At 48.3% G+C, this 26,261-nt stretch carries 21 protein-coding genes; 12 read left to right on the top strand and 9 right to left on the bottom strand.

The features are described from left to right. The first annotated feature begins 224 nt into the window (after positions 1-224). The 3 genes from AC6CIF_RS11240 to AC6CIF_RS11230 all read left to right on the top strand — a co-directional run bounded on the left by AC6CIF_RS11240 (position 225) and on the right by AC6CIF_RS11230 (position 5,253). A complete protein-coding gene (locus tag AC6CIF_RS11240) occupies positions 225-1,025 on the top strand; it encodes a nucleotidyltransferase domain-containing protein (protein ID WP_498199659.1) in 801 nt (266 codons plus the stop codon). Positions 1,026-1,084: 59 nt separating this feature from the next. Continuing rightward, positions 1,085-2,578, top strand: coding sequence for a 3' terminal RNA ribose 2'-O-methyltransferase Hen1 (locus tag AC6CIF_RS11235; protein ID WP_498199658.1), 1,494 nt, complete (start codon positions 1,085-1,087; stop codon positions 2,576-2,578). Between the two features lie 65 nt (positions 2,579-2,643). Beyond that, positions 2,644-5,253, top strand: coding sequence for a polynucleotide kinase-phosphatase (locus AC6CIF_RS11230; RefSeq protein ID WP_498199702.1), 2,610 nt, complete (start codon positions 2,644-2,646; stop codon positions 5,251-5,253). A 93-nt stretch (positions 5,254-5,346) separates the two neighbouring features. Here AC6CIF_RS11230 and AC6CIF_RS11225 read toward each other — a convergent pair whose 3' ends face one another. Then, positions 5,347-5,739 (bottom strand): RidA family protein, encoded by a 393-nt coding sequence (locus AC6CIF_RS11225; RefSeq protein WP_339299582.1) that lies wholly within the window; start codon positions 5,737-5,739, stop codon positions 5,347-5,349. A gap of 276 nt (positions 5,740-6,015) precedes the next feature. Here AC6CIF_RS11225 and AC6CIF_RS11220 point away from each other — a divergent pair, with 276 nt between their 5' ends. Further along, on the top strand, positions 6,016-6,267 hold the full coding sequence (locus tag AC6CIF_RS11220; RefSeq protein ID WP_047841868.1) for an RNA-binding protein: 252 nt from the start codon (positions 6,016-6,018) through the stop codon (positions 6,265-6,267). A 60-nt stretch (positions 6,268-6,327) separates the two neighbouring features. On the opposite strand, the gene AC6CIF_RS11215 is transcribed toward AC6CIF_RS11220, so the two are convergent. Then, positions 6,328-7,248 carry an AEC family transporter gene (locus AC6CIF_RS11215; RefSeq protein ID WP_017690279.1) on the bottom strand — a complete coding sequence of 307 codons (921 nt, stop codon included), beginning with the start codon at positions 7,246-7,248 and terminating at the stop codon, positions 6,328-6,330. A gap of 121 nt (positions 7,249-7,369) precedes the next feature. Here AC6CIF_RS11215 and AC6CIF_RS11210 point away from each other — a divergent pair, with 121 nt between their 5' ends. The 3 genes from AC6CIF_RS11210 (at position 7,370) to AC6CIF_RS11200 (ending at position 10,193) form a co-directional block, all read left to right on the top strand. Further along, positions 7,370-7,885 (top strand): mismatch-specific DNA-glycosylase, encoded by a 516-nt coding sequence (locus AC6CIF_RS11210; protein WP_498199657.1) that lies wholly within the window; start codon positions 7,370-7,372, stop codon positions 7,883-7,885. A 141-nt stretch (positions 7,886-8,026) separates the two neighbouring features. Continuing rightward, the gene (locus tag AC6CIF_RS11205; RefSeq protein WP_433583074.1) at positions 8,027-8,602 is read left to right on the top strand and encodes an RNA polymerase sigma factor; all 576 of its coding nucleotides are present in this window, start codon (positions 8,027-8,029) and stop codon (positions 8,600-8,602) included. After that, entirely contained in the window at positions 8,580-10,193 is a 1,614-nt protein-coding gene (locus tag AC6CIF_RS11200) for a hypothetical protein (RefSeq protein WP_498199656.1), read from the top strand. The genes AC6CIF_RS11205 and AC6CIF_RS11200 overlap by 23 nt, the downstream gene beginning before the upstream one ends. A 235-nt stretch (positions 10,194-10,428) precedes the next feature. Here AC6CIF_RS11200 and AC6CIF_RS11195 read toward each other — a convergent pair whose 3' ends face one another. Further along, positions 10,429-11,490 carry a LacI family DNA-binding transcriptional regulator gene (locus AC6CIF_RS11195; RefSeq protein WP_498199655.1) on the bottom strand — a complete coding sequence of 354 codons (1,062 nt, stop codon included), beginning with the start codon at positions 11,488-11,490 and terminating at the stop codon, positions 10,429-10,431. A 114-nt stretch (positions 11,491-11,604) separates the two neighbouring features. Here AC6CIF_RS11195 and AC6CIF_RS11190 point away from each other — a divergent pair, with 114 nt between their 5' ends. Continuing rightward, entirely contained in the window at positions 11,605-12,924 is a 1,320-nt protein-coding gene (locus AC6CIF_RS11190; RefSeq protein ID WP_498199654.1) for a glycoside hydrolase family 125 protein, read from the top strand. A gap of 302 nt (positions 12,925-13,226) precedes the next feature. Here AC6CIF_RS11190 and AC6CIF_RS11185 read toward each other — a convergent pair whose 3' ends face one another. Next, positions 13,227-14,282: a Gfo/Idh/MocA family protein gene (locus AC6CIF_RS11185; RefSeq protein WP_498199653.1), complete on the bottom strand. Its 1,056-nt coding sequence runs from the start codon at positions 14,280-14,282 to the stop codon at positions 13,227-13,229. Positions 14,283-14,329: 47 nt separating this feature from the next. Then, positions 14,330-15,217: a sugar phosphate isomerase/epimerase family protein gene (locus AC6CIF_RS11180; protein WP_498199652.1), complete on the bottom strand. Its 888-nt coding sequence runs from the start codon at positions 15,215-15,217 to the stop codon at positions 14,330-14,332. A 127-nt stretch (positions 15,218-15,344) separates the two neighbouring features. Here AC6CIF_RS11180 and AC6CIF_RS11175 point away from each other — a divergent pair, with 127 nt between their 5' ends. Then, positions 15,345-16,241: a helix-turn-helix transcriptional regulator gene (locus tag AC6CIF_RS11175; protein ID WP_498199651.1), complete on the top strand. Its 897-nt coding sequence runs from the start codon at positions 15,345-15,347 to the stop codon at positions 16,239-16,241. Positions 16,242-16,456: 215 nt separating this feature from the next. On the opposite strand, the gene AC6CIF_RS11170 is transcribed toward AC6CIF_RS11175, so the two are convergent. Then, the gene (locus tag AC6CIF_RS11170; RefSeq protein WP_498199650.1) at positions 16,457-17,140 is read right to left on the bottom strand and encodes a serine/threonine protein kinase; all 684 of its coding nucleotides are present in this window, start codon (positions 17,138-17,140) and stop codon (positions 16,457-16,459) included. Between the two features lie 513 nt (positions 17,141-17,653). On the opposite strand from AC6CIF_RS11170, the gene AC6CIF_RS11165 reads away from it, so the two are divergent. Beyond that, positions 17,654-18,571, top strand: a complete 918-nt coding sequence (locus tag AC6CIF_RS11165; RefSeq protein WP_498199649.1) for a PD-(D/E)XK nuclease family protein — start codon at positions 17,654-17,656, stop codon at positions 18,569-18,571. A gap of 167 nt (positions 18,572-18,738) precedes the next feature. Here the strand turns inward: AC6CIF_RS11165 and ald are convergent, their stop codons facing one another. After that, the gene (ald, locus tag AC6CIF_RS11160; protein WP_498199648.1) at positions 18,739-19,872 is read right to left on the bottom strand and encodes an alanine dehydrogenase; all 1,134 of its coding nucleotides are present in this window, start codon (positions 19,870-19,872) and stop codon (positions 18,739-18,741) included. Between the two features lie 189 nt (positions 19,873-20,061). Between ald and AC6CIF_RS11155 the strand changes: the two genes are divergently transcribed. Further along, complete coding sequence (locus AC6CIF_RS11155; RefSeq protein ID WP_498199647.1) at positions 20,062-21,732, top strand: PucR family transcriptional regulator; 1,671 nt, start codon at positions 20,062-20,064, stop codon at positions 21,730-21,732. A gap of 59 nt (positions 21,733-21,791) precedes the next feature. On the opposite strand, the gene AC6CIF_RS11150 is transcribed toward AC6CIF_RS11155, so the two are convergent. Then, a complete protein-coding gene (locus AC6CIF_RS11150) occupies positions 21,792-22,082 on the bottom strand; it encodes a hypothetical protein (RefSeq protein ID WP_143760370.1) in 291 nt (96 codons plus the stop codon). 317 nt (positions 22,083-22,399) lie between these two features. Between AC6CIF_RS11150 and AC6CIF_RS11145 the strand changes: the two genes are divergently transcribed. Next, positions 22,400-24,469, top strand: a complete 2,070-nt coding sequence (locus AC6CIF_RS11145) for an nSTAND1 domain-containing NTPase (RefSeq protein ID WP_498199646.1) — start codon at positions 22,400-22,402, stop codon at positions 24,467-24,469. A 47-nt stretch (positions 24,470-24,516) separates the two neighbouring features. Here the strand turns inward: AC6CIF_RS11145 and AC6CIF_RS11140 are convergent, their stop codons facing one another. Continuing rightward, positions 24,517-26,232, bottom strand: coding sequence for a sigma-54 interaction domain-containing protein (locus AC6CIF_RS11140; RefSeq protein ID WP_498199645.1), 1,716 nt, complete (start codon positions 26,230-26,232; stop codon positions 24,517-24,519). Between the last annotated feature and the right edge of the window lie 29 nt (positions 26,233-26,261).

Raw genomic sequence — 26,261 nt, 5'->3', positions numbered from 1 at the left:
TGAGCGGCAGGTTTCATTTAAACTTATGAAGGTAAACGATAATTTAATGAGTGATGAAAGTGATTCGTCGCCATACTTCTGCCATGTTCGTATGTATCATGCTTGGGTCATAATGAGGGTATGAGCGAGGCAGGGAAACACGATTAATCGATCTGGTGAACAATGCGAGAAGGGATTAGGAATCTGTGATACATAATGTAATTTTTTAAAAGGAGGCGACTGACATGACTCATGTTCATGAAGAAATGAGAGATATGATTAGACAACAGCTGAAGCAGATTGAACAAGAGGAGCAGGTACGGATCATCTATGCCTGTGAATCGGGCAGTCGGGCTTGGGGATTTCCTTCCCAGGATAGTGATTATGATGTGCGTTTTCTGTATGTAAGACCGCTGGAATGGTACTTGTCGATTGAGGATAAAAGGGATGTGATCGAACGCCCAATCAGTGATCAGCTCGACATCAATGGTTGGGATCTGCGCAAGGCCTTGAAGCTGTTTCGCAAATCCAATCCACCGCTGCTGGAGTGGCTGCAATCCCCCATTCAGTATGATGAACAGTATAACGTGGCACAGCATATCCGGGCGCTGTCACCGTTGACCTTCTCGCCCAAGTCCTGCATGTATCATTATCTGAATATGGCGAAGGGCAATTTCCGAGATTATTTACAAGGTGAGCAGGTGAAGATCAAAAAGTATTTCTACGTGCTTCGTCCATTGCTCGCTTGTGGCTGGATCGAACGTTATAATGCAATGCCACCGATGGCATTTGAAGAGCTAGTGCAAGAACTTGTACCTGCGACTACACCGCTATATACGGAGATTCATGAATTGCTGCGCCGGAAAAGGGCGGGCGAGGAACTGGATCTGGAGCCGCAGTTGCCAGCAATACAAGCTTTTTTGACAGAGAAGATCGAGCATTTTGAACGACTGGCTGGCCAGATGGAGAATGAGCAAATTATTCAAATTGAAGAATTGGACCGGATTTTTCGATTTGCATTGCAAGAGGTATGGGGAACTAATTAGGGCTTGATGACAACGGAAATCGTGAAAGAGAATAGAATTGATCCGAAGGAGGAGAAACGATGCATCTGATCTTGAAAACAAGCGGCGCTGACGCGGGGGTTGTATCCCATCTGTTAGCGAAGAATCCGCTGAATATATATGACCGCGTAGACAAAGGTGTGCGTGTAAGAATGGTGTACACTACGGCTACAGAGAACGAAACGGAAGTGCTGATTCATGCCGAGCCTGATCCTGTGGATCTCGTCAGAGGAACACCTGATGGGTATGACATTACGCAATATATTAACGATCGTGAGTTCGTGACCAGCAGTCTGTTCTGCTCCTACATACGTGCGGCGCTTGGGACGGCCCTGAATGGTAAGCCGAAGGAAGACTATGTGCAGTGGGTGAATCATGCCTTCGAACTGGAACTGAAATTTGGCCCAGTGGCTTCCGATCTGCCCGATAAGGTTGTGGAGGAATTATTCTCGCCATTAGGATACGCAGTTTCGGTGGAGCGCGGAGAGCTATCGTATTCATTTGATCTGAAAAATAAAAGCACGGTTCGCCATATCATCCTGCGTGGACGTAATACGGTACAACATGCACTGCGTCAGCTTTTTCTACTGATTCCAGTGCTGGATAATTACAAACATTATTTCATCAGTGAAGATGAGATCGATAAAATCAAACGGTATGGTGAAGGGTGGCTGGATGCTCACCCACTGAAAGAACTCATTGTGAAGCGTACGTTACGATTTGCCGAACTGATTCGGCAGTATGAGCGACAAGAGGGTGCTTTGTCTGCGTCTCTTGGACAGGAGAGAGGAATAGGTCACATCTCGGAAGCGATTATTCAGGAGAAACAAGCAGGACATAGGGAAGAAAGAGAACAAGATCAACGTGTGTCCGAGTCTGTTAGCGATGGTGGGCAATCTGAACAATCTGAACCTCCTGTGCGTTTAAATGAACTGCGTTATCGAGCGATTACGGATGTGGTTGTAGCGTTGCCAGTCAAACGGAGCATTGTTGATATGGGAGCGGGTGAAGGCAAGCTGTCTGCCCGTTTGGCGTACATTCCCGGTGTGGAGGCAATTCTGGCCGTTGAACCTTCCGGTCAGTCGCGGCTCCGGGCTATGGAGCGCTTTGCTAAGCTGGAGGGTCGTTCAGGAGTGGTGGCTATGCCGGAGCCAATCATCGGTTCACTGTTTTATTTTGACGAGCAGATGCAAAACCAGGACGTCATGATCCTGTGCGAAGTGATTGAGCATATTGAGGAATATCGTCTGAACGGAATTATGGATACAATCATGAACGAATATCAGCCAGAAGTGCTGCTTGTCACTACACCGAACAAGGAATATAACGAAGTGTACGCTATGGAGCAGGAAAGCTTCCGCCACCATGATCATCGCTTTGAGTGGACCCGTGCGGAGCTGGTTTCCCGGTGTGAGGAATGGACGCAACAAGGGAACTATGCCTATGAAATTAAGGGCATCGGTGAGCATGCAGAAGGCTATGGACAACCTACCCAACTGGTCATTTTTGAGCGGAGAAAGGAGAGTCAATCATGAGTAAAGAAAAGGGTTCTCGCGAAACAACTGGTGCGGGCAGAGGGCAGCAGGATCGGAAAAATGGGATGGAGGAAAGACAACGTGAGATTCGTCTACCACATGCAGGCATTGTGGTTCTTGTTGGCCCGTCCAACAGTGGCAAAAGTACGATGTTGGATCGTCTCGTTGCAGAAAGTATCATTCGCCGTACAGAAGCCATCTCGTCAGATCAATTCCGCATGCTGGTTGGAGATGATGAGTATGTGGATTGGAAACACCGCCCCCGCAGTGAAGCGGATGTGATCTATGCGGAGTATCAGCAAGTATCGGCCAAAGCATTTGAAGCGATGGAAGCGATGCTCGCAACCCGCTGTCGTCTGAACAAGCTGACCTGGGTCGATGCGACACATCTGTATCCCGAGGATCGCGAGCGCCTGATTCAGGTGGCAAGGAAAGCTCATGTGCCTGTAATTGCTGTGGTGCTGGACATCCCTGAAAAAGAACTGCTGGAACGTGATGCCCGACGGGATTATCCGCGTGGGCGTCAACGGGTGAAACAACAGGTGCAACAGTTCAAGCGCACATTGCGCTCAATCCGTGAGGATGGCTTTGATGCCAGTTATGTGATGAAGCAGCCGGATGAGATTACATTTGTCCGCACATCCAATCCGCTGGTGACCGACATGGGTGCAGGTATTGATATCATCGGAGATATTCATGGTTGTTACGATGAAATGATGGAATTAATCGTGCGTCTCGGGTATGTGGACGAGGATGGGAGTGGCCTGTACCGTCACCCTGAAGGACGCAAATTGGTCTCCGTTGGTGACGTAACGAGCCGTGGGCCAGAATCGTTAAAATGTCTGTTGTTCTGGCAACGGCATTGTGCCGCCGAGCTCGCCTACATGATTGACAGTAATCACGGCTGGAAGATCGCGCGTTATCTGGATGGTCGTGACGTTACGTTGAGTCATGGTGACGAACGGGTGGAGATGGAACTGCTACAGTTTGAGCGGGAGCAAGGCCAAGAGACAGCAAAGCGAGTACGTGCAGAGCTAAGGAGCTTTCTGCTTGATGCACCGTCTCATCTGGTCTTTTCCCGCAACGGGGTAAGACAAGTGGTTGTTGCACACGCAGGGATTCGAGATCATTTTATCGGAAAACAGTCCAAACGCATTCAGGATTACTGCCGATATGGCGATGTGGAAGGCACGGATGAGCAGGGGCGGCCTGTGCGCAAGGATTGGTACGTGGATCACAATTCGGGTGAATGCATCGTCTGGGGACATGATCCCCGTCCATATCCTACGATTGTGAATGATACGGTCAACATTGATCAAGGTGTCGTTTTTGGTGGTATGCTCACTGCTTGGCGAATGCCAGAACGTGAGGCAGTCAGTGTTCCGGCGAGGCAGGATTATGCTGGAGTTCCAGATAGTCCATTAAAGCGCTGGGAACAGCGGCGTTTTGCTCCGCCCAACATACGTAAGTTCAAGGAGGGTTTCACGGTTCAGACAGCATCTAAGCTTGATGTATCTGTGCACGGTGAGGTGGCGAAGACGGCGATTGATACGTTTTCCCATTATACTGTGCCTCTGGAAGAACTGATTTACATCCCGCCTACGATGAGTCCTCCGCCGGGTGTATGCTCCGTAGAGGGATACCTAGAGCATCCAAAGGATGCGTTCCAATATTATCGCTCACAGGGCGTTACCCGTATGGTTGCCGAGAAGAAACACATGGGCAGCCGGGCCGTTTTGCTTCTTTTCCGCGATGAGCAAGCTGCGGTGCAGCGAGTGGGTAGGCCGATGTTGGGGAACATTGTGACCCGGACGGGCCGATCCTTTTTTGACCCTTCGACAGAGCAGGCCGTGCTTTCCGGATTACATGCGGACTTGACCGCAGATGGTTATTTTGATCGTCATCAGACGGAGTTTGTACTGCTCGATGCGGAGATTGTACCTTGGAATCTGAAGGCGCGTGAGCTGATTGCTTCACAATATGCACACGTGGCCGAAGCCTCGCTCATGGAACGCTCTACGGTACTGGACAAACTGCGCGAAGCCCAAGCAGCAGGTCGTAACGTAGAGGAGTGGTTGCAGGAGACAGCAGGTAAACTCGCTAATGCCGAGACGTTCCGCGATGTATTCCAAAAATACTGCTGGGATGTGGATGATATCGGGGACATTCGGATTGCGCCGTTTCATACACTAGCACATAGCACAGGAGCATTTTGGGAGCAAACCCATGAATGGCATATGGAACAAAACCGTGAGTTCGCCCGGATGTCGACCTTGATGATGGAGACGGAATATCGTGTGATCGCAAGTGAGGCAGATGAAGCGGATGTCACTCGTTGGTGGGATGAGATTACGGCGGAAGGACATGAGGGAATTGTGATCAAACCTGAAACGTTCCGTGCCTGGAATAGCAACAAAATCATCCAGCCTGCGATTAAAGTACGAGGACGTGCATATTTGCACATCATCTATGGTATGGATTACCTGGCACCCGAGAATCTGTCCCGACTTCGTAAACGCAAAACGTCCAAAAAAGAACGTCACGCCTTAATGGAGAGTGCTTTGGGCATGGAGGGGATTGAGCGCTTTATACGCAGAGAGCCAGTGGAACGAATTCATGAATGTGTGCTGGCAACGTTATCTCTGGAGTCAGAGCGAGTAGACCCGCGTTTGTAAAGTGTGAAAGTGAAAGAATAAATGATGAAGCAGGTTTGGAGTTTATCCGACCCTGCTTTTTTGTGTATAAACTTGCGTTAGGGATTTTCCGAATCAGTTGGTATGAGCAACGGCGCGAATCTCAATCAGTTGATGAGGGAAGGCCAGACCCGATGTACCAACCATCGTAACAGCGGGACGATGCGTACCAATGTACTCTTTATATACGGCAACACATGGCTCAAGATGCTCCTGCGGGTGAACCAAAAAAATCTCCAGTTCAGCAATGTTCGACTTGGTCACGTTAAATCCTGCGAGCACGCGATCCAAGTTATCCAATGTCTGGCGAACCTGTGCTTCAATATCATCGACACCAATAAAGTCTCCCTGCATATCATGCGAAAATTGTCCTGCAATGTAGATCGTACCGTTAACACTGTATCCCTGAGCAACGCTGAATGCCTCTTCCCACGGGACACCGTGGCTATAGATTTGAGCTGTAGACATATATTTCTCTCCTTTGGAAATTCAAGATAACGTTAGTATAAACGGAGAAAAACGACTTGGGCAGTACGCACTTTCATGACAGTGACTATCCATTAGGATAGTGTAAACACGGTATTTGTAAGCCTAACGACTCATTCCAGAGAATCTTTATATCAGGATATTTAATTTAGGTATAACTAACTTAAGTCCTATATCCTTCCACTAGAATCTGGGTAATAATTATAGTAGGCAAGTGATTAATGGAATCTCATAACGTAACGATAGGGGGTAACCTGTATGGCATCTGTGATTCTGCTGGTGAAACAGACGGAGGACGATGAGAAGGTTATTTATCGCTTCGGACCGAATGAGCGAAAGATGGGGCTCATTGAGATGAATAAGATCAAGGAAAGTGTGAGGGAACTGGAACCTGTCCAGGTGGACGGGGTAAGCCCGAGTTTTTTCTTTAACCGAGCCGCGCAGCGACTGGTACGATGTTTATTCAGGGAAGGCGGCAAGTTCCCGGAACGAACGACGTTTGAATCATAGTTTCAGCACCGCAAAATAAGTCCACAACCCTGCTCATGGGTCATGGACTTATTTTTCATTTTAGAACGTTTTAGCATAAGAGATCAGTGCCGTTATTGTAATGATGTTAAGCAACGTTGAGATTAGCACCGTCTGGGCTGCAAAATCGGGTTCATTATCGTATTCTTCCGCGAGAATGGATGCGTTGACACCCGTCGGCATACCGGAAGCGATAATGAGTGCCTGTGCAGCGATACCTTCCAACCCAAGCAGAAGCACAATTGAAATCCCGATAGCCGGGCCAATCAGGAGACGCAAAAATGTGCTAATATACACATCAAGACGGTACAGTTGAATTGGATATTTTACAATCTGTGCCCCGAGTGTCAACAGTGCCACAGCGACCATACTTTGCTGCGCATAGGTCAGCGGCATGGACAGGAACGTAGGCAAGGGAACCTTCCACATGTGTAACAGAATCCCCAGCAAGAGTGCATACGGAACGGGCATTTTAAGAAATCCAATAATCACGGCACGGTAATTACCTTTGAGCTTCGCGCCCTGAATGGACAACACGCCATAGGTGAATGTCAGTAATGCCTGTAAAGACATAACCAGCGCTTGAATGGATGAGGCGAGTGGATCGCCACGGAATACCAGTGCATTGATGGGCAGGCCATAGTTGCCTGCGTTATCCAGCATAATACTGTTGTTGAAAGCAGCCTTCATGCCTTTATTCATCCGAAGCGAGCGCGCAAATACAGAACCTACAATATAGAGAATCAATACATATATCGCGTAAAAGAGTGTCACGGTCCCAAGCAGTTCGCCCGACATATCCGAGTGGTACATGCTCATAAAGACGGCTGCTGGGGTAATACAATAGAAATTGATTTTGGCGAGTGTGTACAAGTCCAGCTTGAACACCTTTTGCATCCAGGACCCGACGGCGATCAAGAGAAAGACGGGTAGGACGACTTCAAGCATGATGTCTGCAATCATTAGTTCAGCTTCCTTTTTCATGAAAATTTCAATCCGATTTCGAAAATGCTTTGCTTATTATATCATTTTATACACACACGAAAGATTTAATTAGCTAAAAAAGATAAGGGGGCTTCCCATCATGATTCCAGATCATCTGGATGTTGGTTTATCGATATTGTTTATAGGCTTCAATCCGAGCATTACGTCTGGAGAGACGGGTCATCATTATGCTTACAAAGGAAACCGGTTCTGGCGCATCCTTGAACGGTCGGGATTAACCCCGCGTTTATATGATGCACAGGAGGATGGAGAGTTGCTGAAGCTGGGATATGGATTCACGAATATTGTGGCCCGTCCCACCAGAGGTATGGAGGATATTACGAAGGAAGAGTACGCAGAAGGACGACAGATTTTACGGCAAAAGTTGGAGAAATACCGACCGGACATCGCTTGTTTTGTCGGAAAAGGTGTATACACCCAGTACAGCAAGCGTACCAAAGTGCAATGGGGATTTCAGGACGACCCGGTCGTCAAGGAAATTCAGGAGTTCGTCGCTCCGTCGTCCAGTGGACTCGTGCGCATGTCGATGGATGAGATTGTGGCGATCTATTCCCAGCTTGCTGATTTTGTTGCGGAGAGGAACAGGGAAGATTAAGAGGCAAGTAAGCAGAGTTCACCCAGTCGGCTTCGCCGATAAGGGCGAATTCTTTTTTTGGATAAAGTGAGAGGTTTCGGGAACGGCTTCCGTCTATATAGTACAGAACCATGCATGGAAGCTGTAGAGAAGGGGGATTACATGACTCAACAGATACCGGAGGAGGAGCTTATTCAGCGCATTGTTGCAGGGGATAAGCAGTTGTTCTCCGTGCTTGTGGATCGATATAAAAATAAAGTCTACGGCATCATGCGCGGAATGGGCGCGAGTCATCCGGATGCACAGGATCTCGCTCAAGATACATTCATTCGCATCTATCGTTATCTTCCGTCACGGCGGGAGGGAAGTCGTTTCTCGTCATGGGTGTACACCATTGCGGTGAATCGGATGCGGGATTTTATACGGGAAAAGAAACCCGTCATGTCTCCAGTCGATCAGGGGATCGAACCTGTCAGTAATGAAACACCTGAAAAGCGTCTGCTGCATAAGGAGATGCAGCGTGAAATATACCGCCAGCTAGAACAGTTACCGGAATCATATCGCCTGGTGTTATTACTGAAGTACACAAACGAGTTGAGCTATGAAGAGATTGCAGATATTACAGGCATGAGTTCAACCAAAGTGCGTAACGCCCTTTATCGCGGGAAAAAAACGCTGAGGAAGCAAATGGAACGCAAAGGAGGTTTAGCTACGTATGAAGCCTATTTCAAAGGATGAAGATCGGTTGTGGGAGGATCACCTGTACCGTGAGGAGCCGGATGCGGATTTTACGCTTAAGGTCATGCAGAAGCTGGATGGCGTGTCTATGGAAAATGGAGAAGAAGAGCATCCATTCGTGAAAAAATCCAAGAGAGCGCATTGGATGCGCCGGACTGGAATCGCCGCAGCGGCAGTTGTGATTCTTGCGGGAGGGGCCTGGTTTGCTTTCGAACGAACAGCAGAGCCAGCACAACCCGCGGTAAATGCTGTGGATCGTCTGCCATTGCCTAACATACCTGTGCCTGAAGCATTGAAATATTCCTATTTTGCGGATGATTATAAACGTCTTAAACCTCTTGGACTTGTGGTTAATCCGGATATCAATATCAATGACCAGGGCTACACGCTTAAAATTGAAGACGTGCTTGTAGACCGATCTCATATGGTAATGACCATGCAACAAACAACACCTGATGGATTAGGGGTATCACGGTTTCTGCCTGATTTGGGGAGAATTCATGTTACGGATGAAGAGGGGCGACAGGTTGCCACTCTTGCAAGAGATGCAAGAACAAAGGGCCCTCTAACTGAACGATTGTTATTCCAGTTTCATGATGAAATTCCGGATCAAGTGGTCGTGCGGGGTGAACTGCGTAATTTAAATGTGGGCAGATATTATGATTACGAGAAGAAATCCTACGAAGATAGAGATGTTACGGTGGATTGGAGCTTCAAATTCAAGATCGATATGACCAAAGCCAAATCATTGGCTGTTGAAAATTCTATGGATAACACATATACGACGCCAGAAGGACTAAAGCTTGATATGACACAGCTTGTACGCACGCCAAACGGAACCCGGCTTGACCTGAATGTGAGTCTGGATGATGAACTTCGTGCCAAAGTTGATGAGAATTGGGCGAGCTATATGAGTATCATCTACCATCTTGAGATTCCTGAAACAAATGAATATCGAATTTTCAATGGAATAAGACCAGATGCCCGTCAAGCCAAGTTCCAGCTCCAAGATCAGAGTGACTTAAGAAATGGTGGGCCGTTGAAGTTGTCAGAGACATGGGACCCTGCGTTGGTAACGGTAGATGCGAAGAACATTCGCTTTGTTCTGGATGGTTACACCTTGCCGGTGAAAGAAGAGAAATCAGTGGAAGTTGATCTGGAGAAGAGGCGTAAGGACACGAATTTTTATACTTTTGCACAATTTGAACAGCTTGGAGATAAAATATTATTCTATGATTTTGAGTACGAGCCACTGATGGAATCGTATGATCCTCCGAAGATTGATGTAAAGGAAGGGTATTCACTAGTTCTGAAGGGGAGTGGGACGTTCCGAAATGCTTTCATGGGTGATCGCTGGGTTGCAGTAGATTCGGATGGAAAAGAGTATCCTGTTGAAGTGAACGGTTATCCGGATCAACCTAATAATAACGGTGAATACGTTGAAGATGACCTGCAATTAAAAATTCGGGGGTTTAACGAAGAAAAGGGTACAAAATTCACTTTGAAAAGAACCGTAGTCAATAGAGAGTATCGCGATGTGAATTGGGAAGTGGATCTTCCGTCGTACGATAGCCTGCCTTGGCTGAAATAACCAGTAGTACAATTCTCAGACATAAAGTAAATGAAGCTTCGAATGGATGTATAAGGATGGGTGGATGGATCAGTAGATTTAAGTGTAAATGTACAGGAATATAAGGATATAAGCCTAATATACGAAAAGGCCCTGCATAATGGTATGCGGGGCCTCTTTTGTATGTTACCAGATTTACGGCGAAGGCAAGTACCTAACGAATTCATCTTCAGAAGAGAACAGTACCCTTTCCGAATTATGCCGATTCCCTTGGAATCAACGTGGTCGATAACATAACCGTCTCTTTCGGCGTCCCCGGGCGTTCGATCCGGCGTTGTAAAGCTTCAACGGCACGCTGTCCAAGTTCCTCTTTGCATAGATTAACTGTGGTCAGGGGCGGGGAGGACGTAACGGCAGAATGTACATTGTCGATACCAATGACAAGGCAATCTTTAGGTGTAGAGATGCCTATCTCCTGTAGTTTGTGCATCCATTGCAAAGCAATATCATCATTAACACCGATCCAGGCATCAGGGCGTTCGTTATCTGGCATGTTTTGAATGGTGGTAGCCAGTTGGTTAACCCATTCGCCGTTCTCATACGGAATGTTCCATTCTCTGAAGCTGGTCGTATGACTGGTGTCCACATGGAAATGGTTCAAAGCCAACTCAATCCCGATCTTCCGCTGGGCGAAGCTTGCAGCACGACCATCATCTGTGATGAGGCCGATCCTTCGGCAATTCATAGACATTAGATATCTAGCCACGGTGATGCCAGCTTCCAGATTATCATGGCTGATCGTATCACAATTCAACAATGGTTCCTGATGATCCACCAGAATAATAGGCCGACCCGTCTGAGAGAGTCGTTGCAGAACCGTATGAGGAAAAGCACCCATGACAATAATTCCGGCACATCGTTCCCAGTCCAAATGAGGAGCAATAGCTTTTTCGGGAGAGGTGTTCCCGTCCGTCACTCCGAGTGAGGGAGATACAATGGCATGATGCCAACCACGCTCATTACAGGCGGAGATCATGCCTGACAGAACACGTTGCCAGTAGTGAGGTTCACCGCGATTGAGCTGATTCATGCATATGAGAGCAAACGGTGGATCGGACGGATCTGCATGGTTTGCAGCAGCAGAACTATTGCTAGTACCTGGAGTACTTTGGCGATACCCCAGTGCCCGAGCGAGTTCCAGAACCCGTGCGCGTGTTGCTTCACTGACACCCGTCTTGCCACTGAGTGCGCGGGAGACGGCATATTTGGATAATCCGAGCTGGTCAGCCAGCGTCTGAATGGATACTTTGCGTGACATATCATTACTCCTTCATTTGACGATCATCTTCTGACACAGTACACTTACAAATAATAATGTTATTATAATTTATCATAACAAAAATAACAATAGAGTTATAAGGAGACGACATCCATGGAACAGTTCAGATTACCGAAAATCCCTATGCCGCATCTGGAATTGCCGCAAGCTGTGCAGGATATTCTGACTGAGGCGGACGAGCGTTTGCAACATCGACCGAGATTGCTGACTCAGTTTCGCAATTGTTTTCCGAATACACTGGAAACGACCACGAAGCTACTGGAGGATGAGACAACCTTCGTGATTACAGGGGATATTCCCGCCATGTGGTTAAGGGATTCCGTAGAGCAGGTCATGCATTATGTTCCGCTTGCGAAGGATGACGAGAAGTTGCAACGTATTATCGGAGGCCTGATCAAACGGCATACGTTCTACGCTGAGATGGATATCTATGCTAATGCATTCAATGAAACGGAGAATGGATGGCATTGGGATGCCAATGATGAGACGGAGACGTCACCTTGGGTGTGGGAAAGGAAGTTTGAATTGGATTCCCTCTGTTTCTCCATGAAGCTGGCTTATACATATTGGCGGGAGACTGAACTTACAGATATATTCGATGAGCGCTTCAAGAAAGTGATGGAGAATATCGTACACCTGTGGGAGACAGAACAGCATCACGCAGAGCGTTCATCTTACCGGTTCATGCGGCGCAATTGTCCACCCCATGATACGCTGCGTAATGAAGGATTGGGTATGCCGGTGAATTATACGGGGATGATCTGGTCCGGATTTCGTCCGAGTGATGATGCCTGTGATTTTCATTATAATATTCCGGCGAACATGTTCGCTGCGGTAACCTTGCGCCAGATGGGGGAGATCGCGAAGTGGGTGTTCCGGGATGAGCAGCTGGTGAGTCAAATGGCTCGTTTGGAAGAAGAAATACGACATGGCATTTCCCTGTACGGTACTTACCGTCATCCAGAGTATGGACAGATCTATGCCTATGAGACGGACGGTTACGGTAACTTTTGTCTGATGGATGATGCGGGCACGCCTGGACTGATGTCCATTCCGTATATCGAATATGCTTCGATTGAAGACAGGGTGTATCAGAACACACGTCGATTCATTTTGAGCAAAGAAAATCCGTTCTATTATGAAGGGCTGGTAGCCAAAGGTATTGGTAGCCCCCATACCCCTCCGGGATACATCTGGCACATGGCGCTATCCATGCAGGGTCTGACCGCAGACAATGACGAGGAAATACTGGCGATGATTGAATTACTGGAGAACACGGATGCAGGTACTGGATATATGCATGAGGGTTTCCACGCCGATGATCCCAGCACGTTCACTAGACCATGGTTTGCCTGGTCCAACAGCCTGTTCTCGCAGTTGGTGTATAAGGCAATGAAAAAAGGAATTCTATAAAAGATGTAGTTCAAAAAAATAATTGCTCACTGCCTGCAAAGTGGCCGTTCCGGTTACGAATCGTTCTTTCGATCGCTGTTATCCCCGGATTTCCTGATCGACTTCTGTAAAGTCGAAATCCGGTGATAAAGGCGAGCACTTCGTTTCTTCAGAATCGATTTCGTTCCCTGCACTACTTCTGCTATTTGGCATGACCTTTTTTTGACATCATTACTTGAATAGGAGAGTAGGCAGACAAAAAGCCCAGACTGCTGAAATTTGCAGTTTGGGCTTTGCTTATGGTGAAAAACACAGGCGCTTTGCTATGTGTTTTTCAGCAGATCGGCGATGAACACTTTCTGTCCTGTACGGGCGCTTTCGAGTGATGCGAGGACCATGGCCATGCTGAACTGGTTATCGTTGCAATCGGTCTCAGGCAATCGCCCTGATTCCAGTGCGGCGAACATGTCTTCGAGACAGCCGTGATGTCCTGTTTTGTCCATGACAGGCAGTTCCGCTTCAATCCGCTCACTTGGCTGGAAAAAGGATGGTTTGCCGTCAGCATCCAGGCTTTGCGCAGTAACTACTTCTGCATAGATGTCATCATGACCATCCCAGATGGCGGTTCCTTTTTCACCGATTACGCGCCAGCTTGCTTCCCATGATGTGGGTACACCTTCTGCGCACCAGGATCCGCGATAGTTGAATACGGACCCGTCGGACATCTCAAATATACATAACGCCATCGCATTTCCCTGATACCAAGAACCTGGAGGATTGAACTCATGGCAGTACACAGATACCGGGTTGGCTCCGAGAATATACCGTGCCTGATCAAATGTATGTATCGCCATATCGAGCAGCAGTGGACTATCCATCAGATCACGGAATCCGCCGAAATGTGGCCCGAGGAAAAAGTCAGCCCCTGCGTAACCTACCTGCCCTATAGCTCCGCCGGAAATGAGGTGCTGGTAGGCGCGGATACGCGGATCGAAACGGCGATTCTGCATGACGGCTTGAATGTGTCCTGTGCTGCGAGCGGTTTGCACAATATCTGTGCAGTCTGAGAAGGACTCTGCTAGTGGTTTCTCGCCAAATACATGACATCCTTCCTTCAACGCCGTCATGGCAATGCCGTAATGACTCGCCGGAATCGTGACATCAAATACGATATTTGCACCAGTCGTCTGAATGGCTTCACGGATATCGGTGAACGTAGGGCAGGTGAGCCCATGTCTTGTAGCAAAAGCAATGGCTGTCTGTTCATACAGATCGACCAGCCCGACGATTTCTGTATCTGGCCTTTGCAAGGCATAGTCCGCCCATGTGTTTGCCATGGCACCGCAGCCAGCGATAATTACCCGATAAGGATGAGTCATGTTCTCATCTCCTTTGCATGGATTGTGTTATACAGCTCGCAAGGGTTCTATACCGGATTGGGCACAAAATCACCACCGCGGCATTGTTTCAAATATCGCAATGCATGCACCTGTCCGGTCATTTCGAGTTCGTCTTTGTAGACGGGATCATGCCAGCCTTCAATATCAATCGTGCCCTGATAATCGTTCTGGCGCAGAATGGTGATAATGTCTGCCCAGTTGTTATCCCCGAAGCCGGGTGTGCGGTGCCAGACAAATTCACGTGGGCCATGCACACCGTATTCCTTGACAATATCCCAGGCAATCGTGGCATCTTTGCCATGTACGTGGAAGACTTTATGAGCCCATTTGCGTAGCTGTGGAATAGGATCAATCAGGCTGGACATTTGATGGCAAGGCTCCCATTCCAGGCCTACATTTTCATCCGGAACAGCATCAAACATCATCTCCCAGGCCGTTGGGTTATGGGCAATGTTCCAGTCGCCTGTCTGCCAGGTTCCTCCCATATCACAGTTTTCAAAAGCAATCCGTACACCCCGGTCTGCTGCCCGGCGTGCCAGTTCACCAAATACTTCCTTGAACCGGGGGATGGACTCGTTAATGGGTTGATCGGTCAATCGTCCGGTGAACCCGGAGACGATATCTGCACCAAAGAGTTGTGCGTGATCGATCACTCGCTCCCAGCTCGCCAGTGTATCGGCGTTGTCTCCGGCTCCGGTGAGCGGATTACCAAATACACTCACCGCGGAGATGACAATACCTTGTTCGTCCACGATTTCACGGACACGTTTGGCTGTCTCTGCCAAGTCCAGGTCACCAGTCGTTTGCCAGAAGGTCAGGTTAAATGATTCAAAGCCGTGTTGCATGATCTGCGGGATAACGCGGACGGCGTCCTGCCCGCCTACAAGGGTACCGATGCGTAATGATTTATTCATGGTTGTAATTCACTCCAATATTGGCTTATAGTACTTCGTGACACTCATTATAGCCGTGGATTAACGGGATGGCTCTAAACAATCTTGTGTATTAATAGTCGGATCTTGTGAAGAGGGGGAAGAAGTCGTGCTGGATCTGAAAGCGCTTCACGAAAATACCCGAATTGACCATAAATCACATCCATTTCAGCTGTTCCAAAATCGGTGTTCAGATATGAAAGCTGAAGAATGTATTCTGTATTTGCATTGGCATGAACATTTTGAACTGATTATTATGCGTAAGGGCAGTGCGCTTTTTCATATTGATAGCAAACCTTATATAGTTCGAGCAGGTGAGGTCATCATCATTCCTGGAGGTACATTGCATGTTGGATATGCTCTGGATGACGGGGATGTGCATTATGATTCCGTTGTGGTCAACCGTGCACTGTTCCATGATTTCACTCATGATCCTGTGCATGAGCAATATGTCGCGCCGTATTTGGAAGGAAGAGTGAGATTTCCGGTCAAACCGGCAGAGGAAAACACAGCCTGCACAGGCTATTATTCTTTATTGAATGAAGCTGTGGAGGAAATGGCGTTACAGCCCCCGGCTTATCAGCTCGTGGTGAAATCCAAGCTGCATGCCTTGTTCACCCTGCTTGCGCGAACCTTTATGCCGCAGCAGCTACCGGATAAATCGGTTGGATCGTATTTTCCAAACCGCGAACGTTTCAAACAGTTGATTGCACAGATTGAAGCGGACCCCACAGGTAAGATGTCTGTTACGGAAGCGGCAAGTCATGTGGGATTGAATGCGTATCACTTCTGCAAAATGTTCAAAAAGCTGACCGGACGTACCTTTGTGGAATACGTGAACGGGTGCAGGATGAGTGAGGCAGAGCAACTGCTGCAAGGCAGTAGTCTGACCATTACGGAGATCGCCGCCAGAGTCGGCTGCGACAATGCCAACTATTTTACGAAGTTATACAAACAATACAAGGGCATGACCCCCTCGCAGGGACGGGGGAGAAAAGAAGGTTGAGTACGACCAGTTTAGTAGTAGTCTCGAATAAAATGTCTATAAAGATGATTGTGACCCTAAGTAACTCGCAGTCGCAATTGTGAGTAGAAGTAGAAGTAGAAGCAGAAGCAGAGCACATATACAAAGAATAACCCGGATAAAGGCCGCTTCAAGGCTGTTATCCGGGTGGTTTTGATTCAATAATAACAAGACAATTATCTATGTGTACAACGTGCTCATTTCATAAACCTGGAGAACAGACGATTGGCTTTCTTGGCGAGGTCGTCCATTTTGACGTTGGCATGATCGAACTGATTGTATCCCCATTTGATCGTTTGCAGCATACGTGGAGATATGGGCGTTCCTTTGATCCGTGGATAGATGTTGTGATAAGCCCAGACGAGATGCTCCCAGCGATTGTCATTGCCGTCCTGAATATACTCGGATACGTCAATCACTTTCCCGCGTCCGTTCTGGAGAATTACATTTTTCAGATGAATGTCGCGAGGGTTCAACCCGCGGCTGCGAACGGCTTCTCGCGCTGCGTCCACATCGAGCATCACCTGCTCGGGGACGGGGATTCCCTTTTCCAAACATTCTAGCAGTGTATCCCCGGGTTCAAAACTGATCACGAGTACATTCCGGCCGCTGCCGTAATAGGTAGGGAAGTATGGCAGACCTTTGAGCTGCTCGTATACCTGTTTTTCATTTTCGAGTTTGTCCAAGGCATGATCCGAGTACATCTTGAAGGCATACTGCGGCAAGCCGTCATACGTAAATACAGCCGCATCCGTACCTGTGCCAATGCAATTCAATCCTTCTACATCGCCGATGATGTTCACGAGCTCATTCCGGTCGCTTCCGATGACTTGGATATGTTGTAATGCTTCTTCCGCCTGGAACCAATCCGGTCGATTCATGGGTGGTGCCCCCTTTTAGGATATGCCTGTACAATTTTTTTCATATAATCATTTTCTAGCGAACCGAGTAAGTCTTATTTCACGTAAACTAGCAGATCTGAAAATGTAACGAATCAGAGACACGTTATTGGCTCATAGCTTGCAGTATACACGTTCTACAACCAAAATAAGACTAATTAGCGTGTCTGGAGTTCGTTAGATTCCGTAAAACCTCGTGATCCACGTGATAAGGTGTGTGAGATTCGTTAGCGCCGGGCCCACACTGGCCCCGGGCTGGACCCGTACAAGCATCCCGGTTCCGGATTCGCTGCCCTCTATAGAGTATATTAAGCGTTCTGCTCCGCAATTTCATCTTTTGGTGATGTTACTATATAAACGATACGGATCGAATCGGAAACGGTTGCGTCAGAAGAAAATAACGGAAGCATGCTTGCGGCAATGTTGCCCGGGCTTTATACTGTGAGCATTAAGGGATCTCATGCAGATCCGGCATACAGAAAGGCAGAATACCTTATGGCACAATACCCGCAATGGTCTTATTCGCAGTCGCGGGCGAGTATGTTCGATGAGTGCCTGCGCAAATATTATTATCATTATTACGGTGCCCATAACGGCTGGAAGGCAGACGCTGCTGATGAGATGCAGGTTCGTCTGTACCGTTTGAAGCAGCTCAGCAATCTGTATCTTGTCTTCGGGGACCTCGCGCATCGGATGTGTGAGTCGGCGGTACGCAGCAGGGAAGAGGGCAAAGATAAACCGCGTGAACACTTCCTGGAACAGACGATACGCAAGCTGCTGAATCAGGCGTATGTGGAATCCATGGACGCGGATCAGTGGCGGCTGAACCCCAAGAATCGCACGATGCTGTCCGAGATCTATTACGGGGATGATACGTTAAATGACCGGATTGCCACGATTAAGGAACGGGCTTCGTCCTGTGTCAGCAACCTGTACCAGACGCTTACGTGGGAGGACTTGTCCCGAGCAAGTACGGATATTCTGGAGATTGAGAAATGGGATACCATGATGCTGCACAATACACGCGTGTATGTGAAGATGGATTTATTGTATCGGCGCAGTAACGGCAATATTGTCATTGTGGACTGGAAGACGGGCAAGGAAGATGACTTCTCGGATCAGCTAATGCTGTATGCATCCTATGTGAGAGAACACTACCGGGTTCCTCTGGAACAGATTGAACTGCGAGTGGAGTACCTGTTAACCGGAAAACACCGAAAGTTTACAGCGACAGAAGAGGATATCCGGAAGGTGGAGGAGAACGTAGGTCGTTACATTGAGGAGATGCGATCCTGCGTGGAAGATGAGTATTACAACCGTCCCAAGGACGTTACCTACTTTACTGCGATGCCTTCGCACCGGTCCTGCCGAGATTGCAACTTCCGCGAAGTGTGCAGTGAGCGAGCAGTCTGAAGCGCCAAAACCAAAGGAACCTAAAGGCCTTATACCAACTAATGAGTTATTTCATATGTGAAAAAAATCAAGAAGCGCAAGCCGGGAACATCATCTGCCCGACTTGCGCTTCTATTGCGTTCCACAGGCCTGGCAACAAGGCGCCGGGTGGAACGATCATATCAAGATTACTGGACAGCGGCGGCATTCTCCAGCGCCTGACTCGCAGGAACATAGGCATGCCCGAGATCCCGGGCAACCGCCTCATACGTGATATGTCCATTCAGCACGTTGACCGCGCTGCGAATGGACGAACTGCCGCGAATCGCGGCGGCTGCACCGTGGTTGGCCAGCTGCAGCGCATAAGGCATGGTGGCGTTGGTCAGCGCCACCGTGGACGTCCGCGGCACGGCGCCTGGCATGTTCGCCACCGCGTAGTGCACGACGCCATGTTTCACATAGGTTGGTTCATCGTGGGTTGTGATATGATCAATGGTCTCAACGATCCCGCCCTGATCAATCGCCACATCCACAATGACCGAACCCGGTGCCATCGTCTTAACCACTTGCTCGCTGACAAGCGTTGGCGCCTTGGCGCCCGGAATCAGCACCGCACAGATCAACAGATCTGCCGCGGCAACAGCTGTTGCGATGTTGGACGGGCTGGATACCAGCGTGTGGATCTGATTGCCGAAGATATCATCCAACTGGCGCAGACGATTCAGATTCAGATCAAGGATGGTCACATCGGCGCCAAGACCAATAGCAATTTTGGCTGCATTTGTTCCCACCGTTCCACCACCAATAATGACCACTTTCCCCCGACTGACGCCTGGTACACCGGACAACAGAATGCCCTTGCCACCTTCGGTCTTCTCCAGTAACTGTGCCCCGATCTGGGAGGCCATGCGGCCTGCAACTTCACTCATAGGGGTTAGCAGGGGGAGGGTATTGTTAACCTCCAACGTCTCATACGCAATAGCCGTTACCCGACTTTTAATAAGCGCTTTGGCAAGCTCCGGTTCCGCTGCGAGGTGCAGGTAGGTGAACAGAATTAGTCCCGGACGAAAATATCCATATTCACTGGCAAGCGGTTCTTTCACCTTGATGATCATATCGGCTTCGGTCCACACTGACTTGGCATCAATCTGAATCTCGGCGCCCGCAGCTTGATATTCATGATCCGTGAATCCACTGCCGATCCCCGCGCCTTGTTCAATCAGTACCTGGTGACCGGCTCTGATGAAATCAGCAGCCCCGGCCGGAGTCATTGCTACACGATTCTCATTGTTCTTGATTTCTTTGGGAATTCCGATTCTCATCACCATGCACCTCGTCCATTTATTGGTTGTTAGATTATACTACAAGTTTATGACTTGGATAATCGTTTTGCACCTTACTTGATGTCTAATTTTTAGGCATTGAACTCAACATATTGTCGAAAAAGACTGTTCAGGACATTTGTCCATAGATTATAATGTAAGAAAAAATAACACAAAGAGGGATCGACATTGCGAAATGACCGTGTGTTTACGATCAAAGATATCCTTGCACGTCCGGTATTTGGCCGAGCACGACTAGCGGCAGGGAAGGATGGAGTGAACCGTCAGGTTGGTTGGGTTCATGTATTGGAGATTACCAATGTATCTCCATTCGTAAGCCCCCATGATCTTATTTTATCCACTGGACTGTGGCTTCAATCGGAAGAAGGGCGCGAAGAGTATCTGCTTCAGCTCATTGGCAGTGAGGCAGCGGGGCTATGTGTGGAGTTTGGTACCAGCATATACGGAATCCCGGAAGAACTGATTGAACTGGCGGACAGACACCAGTTTCCGCTGATCGTATTTGAACAACCGGTCCGTTTTGTCGAGATTACACAGGATATTCACTCTCTGCTCATTAATCATCAACACCAGTTGCTGAAAAGTCTGGAAGCATACTCCCGTCAGCTTCAGCAACGAACGTTACAGAGTACGGATATGTCTGCTGTGCTGAACCTGTTGCATGAGTATGCTACCAAACCGGTGGTGTACATTTCGTCCATGGAGCCAGGCAGTTTTGTGCCCGAACTTGTTCCGGAGATGGAACAGGCCATCTATACCTGGTATGAGCAGGAGGTAGAACATCTGGATTTGAATGATTCAGATACCGAATTATGGTTCCACATCGACGAAGAGAAGGCTCTGCTGTGTCATCCGGTCGTCTGTTTTGGCCAGGTATTTTCGGCTGTAGGCATGATTGTGCATCCCGCAGCTCCGGCCGAATATCTCAAGCTGTTGCTCGACTATACAGCGAAGGCGGCGGCAGCGCTCACGCTTCGATCCCAGTTTCTTGAAGAGAAGATGGTCCGCAATCAGAACGAGCTGATCCAGGATCTGATGAATGGCAACATCCATCAGGAGGAACAGGCTCAGACTAGAATGGGGCTTCGTTTGCTGGTGAAGGGACAGTACTGGTTTGCAGGAGGGGTCATCGAGATTGAGCATCGATTGAAGGGTACAGGCCGGGAGCGAATGGAAGCCAATCATCAGGATGTTCTTGTCCTGCTGCGTTCCCTGCTCAAGAAGAACAATCTGCCTAGCCTGATTATGCTGAAGAACAACCAGGTATATGTGTGCTGTGCGAAGGAAGCGGTAACGGCTGCTGCACGTCATCAACTGCTGCGATTGCTGGAGGGGATTGCGCAAGACGTGAAACGGTTTGCCAGTCGTAACTTGAAACAGGTTATGATTCATGTGGGATTTGGCAAGTTACGCAACCGTTTGACCAGCCTGCTGGAGAGCCTTCAGGAGGCCTATCAGGTGATCGAAGTTTCAAGATCGGTAGATCTGATGGAACATGTTCACTTTTACGAACGTATGGGTATATATCAAATGTTAAAAGCGTTACCCCAATCCTTCCTGCAACCCTTTGTCCAGGATCACCTGGGTATGTTGATTGAACATGACCAAACGCATCACCTGCGATTGGTGGAGACGTTGGATGCGTACCTGCAGAACTTTGGTTCCAAACGGGATGCGGCTGCCCAGTTATTTATTCATCGGCAAACATTGTACAACAGACTGGAGAAGCTGGAAGAACTGATGGGTCCAGATTACATGGATCAAGGGAGAAGAATCTGTCTGGAGATGGCGCTGCTCGCGCACGCGATGATTGAGAATGGGCAGTGGCAATCCTCTTGATGAGGTGAATGAAATGCAAGACAGACTGTGCACCCATCTTACACTACTTTGAGCACAGTCTAGCAGTTTCTACTAATCCGCCGGGTATGTTGTAATGAAGCAGGCAGGCGTTGCAGAATGGAAGTGGAGCGTCGGCCCCGATATAGCTTCGTTTGACCGGAGGATGGTGCCAGTGATAAGGAAGAAGGTGCAGCCAGCCGATACGGGGGGGATGACCGGTCAGGGCGTACTTCCGGTTCTGCGTCGTTGTCCTCCATTGAAATGCCACTTTGGTGCAGCCATTCATTAAGTCGTTTGGGATTGATTCCAAGTTGTCCGCTCAGATTACAGATATCGAGGTTTATTCTCACACAAATCCGCCTTTCCTGGAATATCGGGCTGGTAGTAGGGTATGAAAGGGAAGCATGAATTCGAGATCAGTAAATACTCATATGCATGTTGGCTGTGCTGGATCGGCGGAATGATTCATTAAGTTAAGAAATAATGCAGAGGCGTTTATGTATACCTTGTTATACGTTTCCATGTCCGCTGTTTTGAATATTTCCATTAAATTGGCTTTTAACAAGATTCTATCACTTCACATGCAATTGCGCGTCTCAATATAGTCTCAATTTTGTGAGAGAAAAAAGTATATTAAAAGTACCAGTATCTAGTACGGAGGACATATATGGGAAACAGTAGTGAGGCGAAATACGACAAATATGTTGAGGATGGCAAACGTTTCATTGGTCGAACCAAGGAACTGACGACACTGGAGCGGTGGTTCAATCATCCGGAAGCCCCATTAACCATATTTTCAATTACGGGCATGGGAGGCATTGGTAAATCTTCCTTGCTTTCAGAGATGTTATCTGTCTCTCGGGATCGAGGTGCGACGGCAATCTGGATGGATGGTCGATCATGTGGGGCGACTCCCTCCGTTTTTATGGATTATTTGTCCTCTACATTAGGCTTGGAAACAATGGATAGTGAAGGATACCCGCGACCAATGAGTCTGCTGAGAGACACATCGATCGAGAAGAGATTGGTTCTGGCCGTGGATAATTATGAAGAGCTTGCTCTGTTAGAAAGCTGGTTCATGGAAGTCTTTGTATCCAAACTTCCGTTAAGAGGGATACTTGTCATTCTGGCATCACGCCCGGAACTGGCGTCCACCTGGCGGACACATCCCCGATTACATCAGAGGTTTATACAGATGCGGCTTCAACATTTCACAGTGGATGAGATTACGGAATACATCACGGTGGCAGGCTTTCTGAATCAGGGGATGGCAGGTACCATTACGAGAATGACCGATGGGCATCCGCTGGGGCTGGCCCTTGCTGTAGAAGCTGCGGGTCAGAAGAGGAATCTTCCGCAGTCCGAATGGGCTGAACTGTCGCATATGATCAGTGCTCGATTATTATTGGAACTTACGACACCCCGTCTGCATCCTGTGGTGGAGGTACTAACACTGCTTGAGACAGCCAATCAGGAATTATTATCATCAGTACTGGATATGACTGTGACGCAAGAAGACTACCACATGCTGAGACAGATGTCGTTTATCCGTTCCGGTCCGGATGGTCTTGGACTGCATGATATGGCCAGGGTGCATCTGCTACGGGATTTTCGACAGCGTGAGCCTCATCGGTTACAGACCATGCGTATCAAGATCGTGAAGTTGCTGAAACCGCTGCATGAGCAGGCGGGGCCACATGAGCGTCGCCAGATCGCCCGGAAGATGCTGTTGCTCTGTCAGGAATCCATGCTTCAATACCGCAAGTACGCGGATGTGTCCCGTGATTCCTTGTTTTCACCTCTCGAAACGATGAGAAGCGAGGATCTGCCCGTTCTGCACAGCCTGTTACAGCAATGGTGCGAGTACAGCGTGGAACCATGGCAGGCCTTATCCTATGGCCCCTTCCTGGATGAACTGGCACATCGTTATCCCGAAGGAATCGTATTAATGCGTGACAAGCTTGGGAAGACAATTGCCATGTTCATTACCATCCTTGTACATAGGGAAAGCAGTGAGTTGTTACTAAAATATTTTCCAAATGAGATGCATGAATGCTTCACACCACAGGAACTCGAAAATGACCCGGATCAGAGTGATACGCACTTTGCTTTACTGGCGGCGGCAAGAGATGATGTGCCTGGTTATACACGAGAAGAACTGGTGGGATATATGGCATTGGACCGACTATCTCTGCTGGGTGATGGTGCACGAGCGATGCTCGTTGCAACGAATCCTCACTTGAAACTATTTTTGCAGAGTATTGGATTCCAGATGCGAAGAACCCGCACCCGTGCCTGCGACAGATTCGAGGACCGGGCGGACATACTTGATTTGGATTTGCGTAGTGGGCAATTCGGAGAGTGGGTCATGTCTCTGCTTGACCCAGAATCAACGGAGAAACGTATACCCCTGGAAACAACGAAAGCGGATGGTGTAGTCTGGACTGAACAGGATGTTCGCAAGATGTTGGGATACCTTCGTTCTCCGGGAGAATTGCATGAATATGCTGGCAGGGTTAGAGGAGTAAGGGATGGAATCCAGTTACAGCTGTATGTCATGGATCTGTTGGAAGGCAGAGTGCATGGCCTATCTCCACAGGATCAGATGCTGTTATACGCGGCCTACTGGACGCATGCTGGCAATCCAACTGCCGCAGCCCAGACGTGTTCCATGAGTCGGGCGACATTTTATCGCCATCTCAGAACAGCGCTGACTCGCTTGGCGAGGATTTTGTAGGGTTCTATTCGTTCATCATACCGATAATAACGACAAGAAGAGGCTGGTCATAGACCAAGCCTCTTCATGCGATTATAGAGCGTTGCCCTTGAGATGCCAAGTTGCTTGGCGAGTGTTCGTTTGTTGCCACCTGCTGCTTTCAGATATTGAATTAGAAGTTGAGCCTCATAAGTATCCAATTTTTGCTGGTAGGTAACGTTGGAGACAAGTTCGGAATCATCTGAATGATCTAATTCGTCCGCATTTGCAACCGTTCGAGGTTCTTGTTCTGGTTCTGCTCCCGCCAAATCCTGACGTTGTTGATTTTCGTTATTGGCATGTGAATAAATTCCGGATGTCAATTGAACTTCGGACTGTTCTTGCATGGTGAGGGAGGTAAGGGTATCCGGCAGGTATTCCTGCTTCACCTCACCGTCTGTCGTCAGAATCGTCAGGCGTTCTATCACATTTCGTAATTCACGTACATTGCCTGGCCAATCATATTGGAACAGTAACTTAAACACTTCAGGTGGAAGCAACTCAATATGACGGTTATAGAGCAATGAGAATTCTTGAAGGAACGTCTGGGTTAATTCATATATATCTTCCTTGCGCATGCGTAAAGGAGGGATGACAAGGTTAATGACATTCAGCCGATAGTAGAGATCTTCCCGGAATTGATTGCGGGCAATCATACCCTGTAGATTCTGATTGGTCGCAGCGATAATCCGGCAGTCGGCCTGTTTCATGCGTGTTCCCCCCACAGGAAAGTAACTCTTCTCCTGCAACACCCGAAGAAGCTTCACTTGCAATTCCAATGGCATCTCACCGATCTCATCCAGAAAAAGAGTACCCCCTTCGGCAAGCTCAATCTTGCCCTTTTTGCCTTTGGGATCCGCGCCAGAGAACGCACCTTTCTCATAACCGAATAATTCACTTTCAAACAATGAAGCAGGAATTGCCCCACAGTTAATAGCGATGAACGGTGCAGTCTGCAATTCACGAAGATCATGAATGGCTTTGGCGAATAACTCCTTGCCTGTGCCGCTCTCTCCGAGGATAAGGACGGTTGCTGAGGTGGTACTGATCTTGCGAATGGTCTCCATGCACTGCTTGATGACCGTGCTACTGCCCTTGATTCTGGCGAATGGATCTAATTCGGGCCTTAGCCGAGCAACGGCTTTCTCCAGATGCTGGACTTTGGAAGTCATATGTAATAGTTCTTGATGCAATCGGATTTCGGTTGTTATATCCACTTCGGCAGCAACTGCACCCACAATATGTCCATCCAGTTGGACAGGACGAGCATTAATCAGGGCGAACAGGTCGGGCCGTGGCTGATGCTGTTTGCGATAGACCGTTTCGCCGGTATATAACGTCTTGAGAGACTGTAGCCGATCTGGGGGGAAAAAGTCCGCTGCGGGTTGTCCAATGATGTCTTTTTTGCTGATCGAAAAAACATGCTCCGCGCCAGTTGTCCAGTAGGCCACCTTGGCGTCTTCATTAATTAATGTCAGAGCTGAACCCGCTGTCTCCAGTGTGGTCTCAAAATAAGCTTCTATTAAGCGATGCGCATGCATCATGGCATGCAAAACATCGGATACGGCGATATATCCCAATAGGGGTCCATCATCCTGAATGAATAGATAAGAAGATGTGTCGAATAAGGAGAAGGCATCTACCAACGATGTTGATGACGGAATGGTAAGTGTGGGGAGGCCTGTATCCAGAACATCCATATCCGTACGCAATAAAGACATTAATTCTGGAAGTAAATGTTTCATCGATATCACCTCAGTTAGAGCATAACTTT

It is taken from the genome of Paenibacillus sp. GQ49 (assembly GCF_059759055.1).
The sequence above is the reverse complement of the archived record's forward strand: the minus strand, read 5'-3'. Positions and strand labels throughout refer to the sequence as shown.

Bases quoted from the DNA above. Each gene is read 5' to 3' on its own strand.
- AC6CIF_RS11170 (WP_498199650.1), bottom strand. From the start codon at position 17,140: ATGAATCGACCGGATTGGTTCCAGGCGGAAGAAGCATTACAACATATC.
- ald (WP_498199648.1), bottom strand. From the start codon at position 19,872: ATGAGAATCGGAATTCCCAAAGAAATCAAGAACAATGAGAATCGTGTA.
- AC6CIF_RS11225 (WP_339299582.1), bottom strand. From the start codon at position 5,739: ATGTCTACAGCTCAAATCTATAGCCACGGTGTCCCGTGGGAAGAGGCA.
- AC6CIF_RS11235 (WP_498199658.1), top strand. From the start codon at position 1,085: ATGCATCTGATCTTGAAAACAAGCGGCGCTGACGCGGGGGTTGTATCC.
- AC6CIF_RS11220 (WP_047841868.1), top strand. From the start codon at position 6,016: ATGGCATCTGTGATTCTGCTGGTGAAACAGACGGAGGACGATGAGAAG.
- AC6CIF_RS11205 (WP_433583074.1), top strand. From the start codon at position 8,027: ATGACTCAACAGATACCGGAGGAGGAGCTTATTCAGCGCATTGTTGCA.
- AC6CIF_RS11140 (WP_498199645.1), bottom strand. From the start codon at position 26,232: ATGAAACATTTACTTCCAGAATTAATGTCTTTATTGCGTACGGATATG.
- AC6CIF_RS11240 (WP_498199659.1), top strand. From the start codon at position 225: ATGACTCATGTTCATGAAGAAATGAGAGATATGATTAGACAACAGCTG.
- AC6CIF_RS11195 (WP_498199655.1), bottom strand. From the start codon at position 11,490: ATGTCACGCAAAGTATCCATTCAGACGCTGGCTGACCAGCTCGGATTA.
- AC6CIF_RS11230 (WP_498199702.1), top strand. From the start codon at position 2,644: ATGGAGGAAAGACAACGTGAGATTCGTCTACCACATGCAGGCATTGTG.
- AC6CIF_RS11210 (WP_498199657.1), top strand. From the start codon at position 7,370: ATGATTCCAGATCATCTGGATGTTGGTTTATCGATATTGTTTATAGGC.
- AC6CIF_RS11190 (WP_498199654.1), top strand. From the start codon at position 11,605: ATGGAACAGTTCAGATTACCGAAAATCCCTATGCCGCATCTGGAATTG.
- AC6CIF_RS11215 (WP_017690279.1), bottom strand. From the start codon at position 7,248: ATGATTGCAGACATCATGCTTGAAGTCGTCCTACCCGTCTTTCTCTTG.
- AC6CIF_RS11180 (WP_498199652.1), bottom strand. From the start codon at position 15,217: ATGAATAAATCATTACGCATCGGTACCCTTGTAGGCGGGCAGGACGCC.
- AC6CIF_RS11200 (WP_498199656.1), top strand. From the start codon at position 8,580: ATGAAGCCTATTTCAAAGGATGAAGATCGGTTGTGGGAGGATCACCTG.
- AC6CIF_RS11145 (WP_498199646.1), top strand. From the start codon at position 22,400: ATGGGAAACAGTAGTGAGGCGAAATACGACAAATATGTTGAGGATGGC.
- AC6CIF_RS11165 (WP_498199649.1), top strand. From the start codon at position 17,654: ATGGCACAATACCCGCAATGGTCTTATTCGCAGTCGCGGGCGAGTATG.
- AC6CIF_RS11185 (WP_498199653.1), bottom strand. From the start codon at position 14,282: ATGACTCATCCTTATCGGGTAATTATCGCTGGCTGCGGTGCCATGGCA.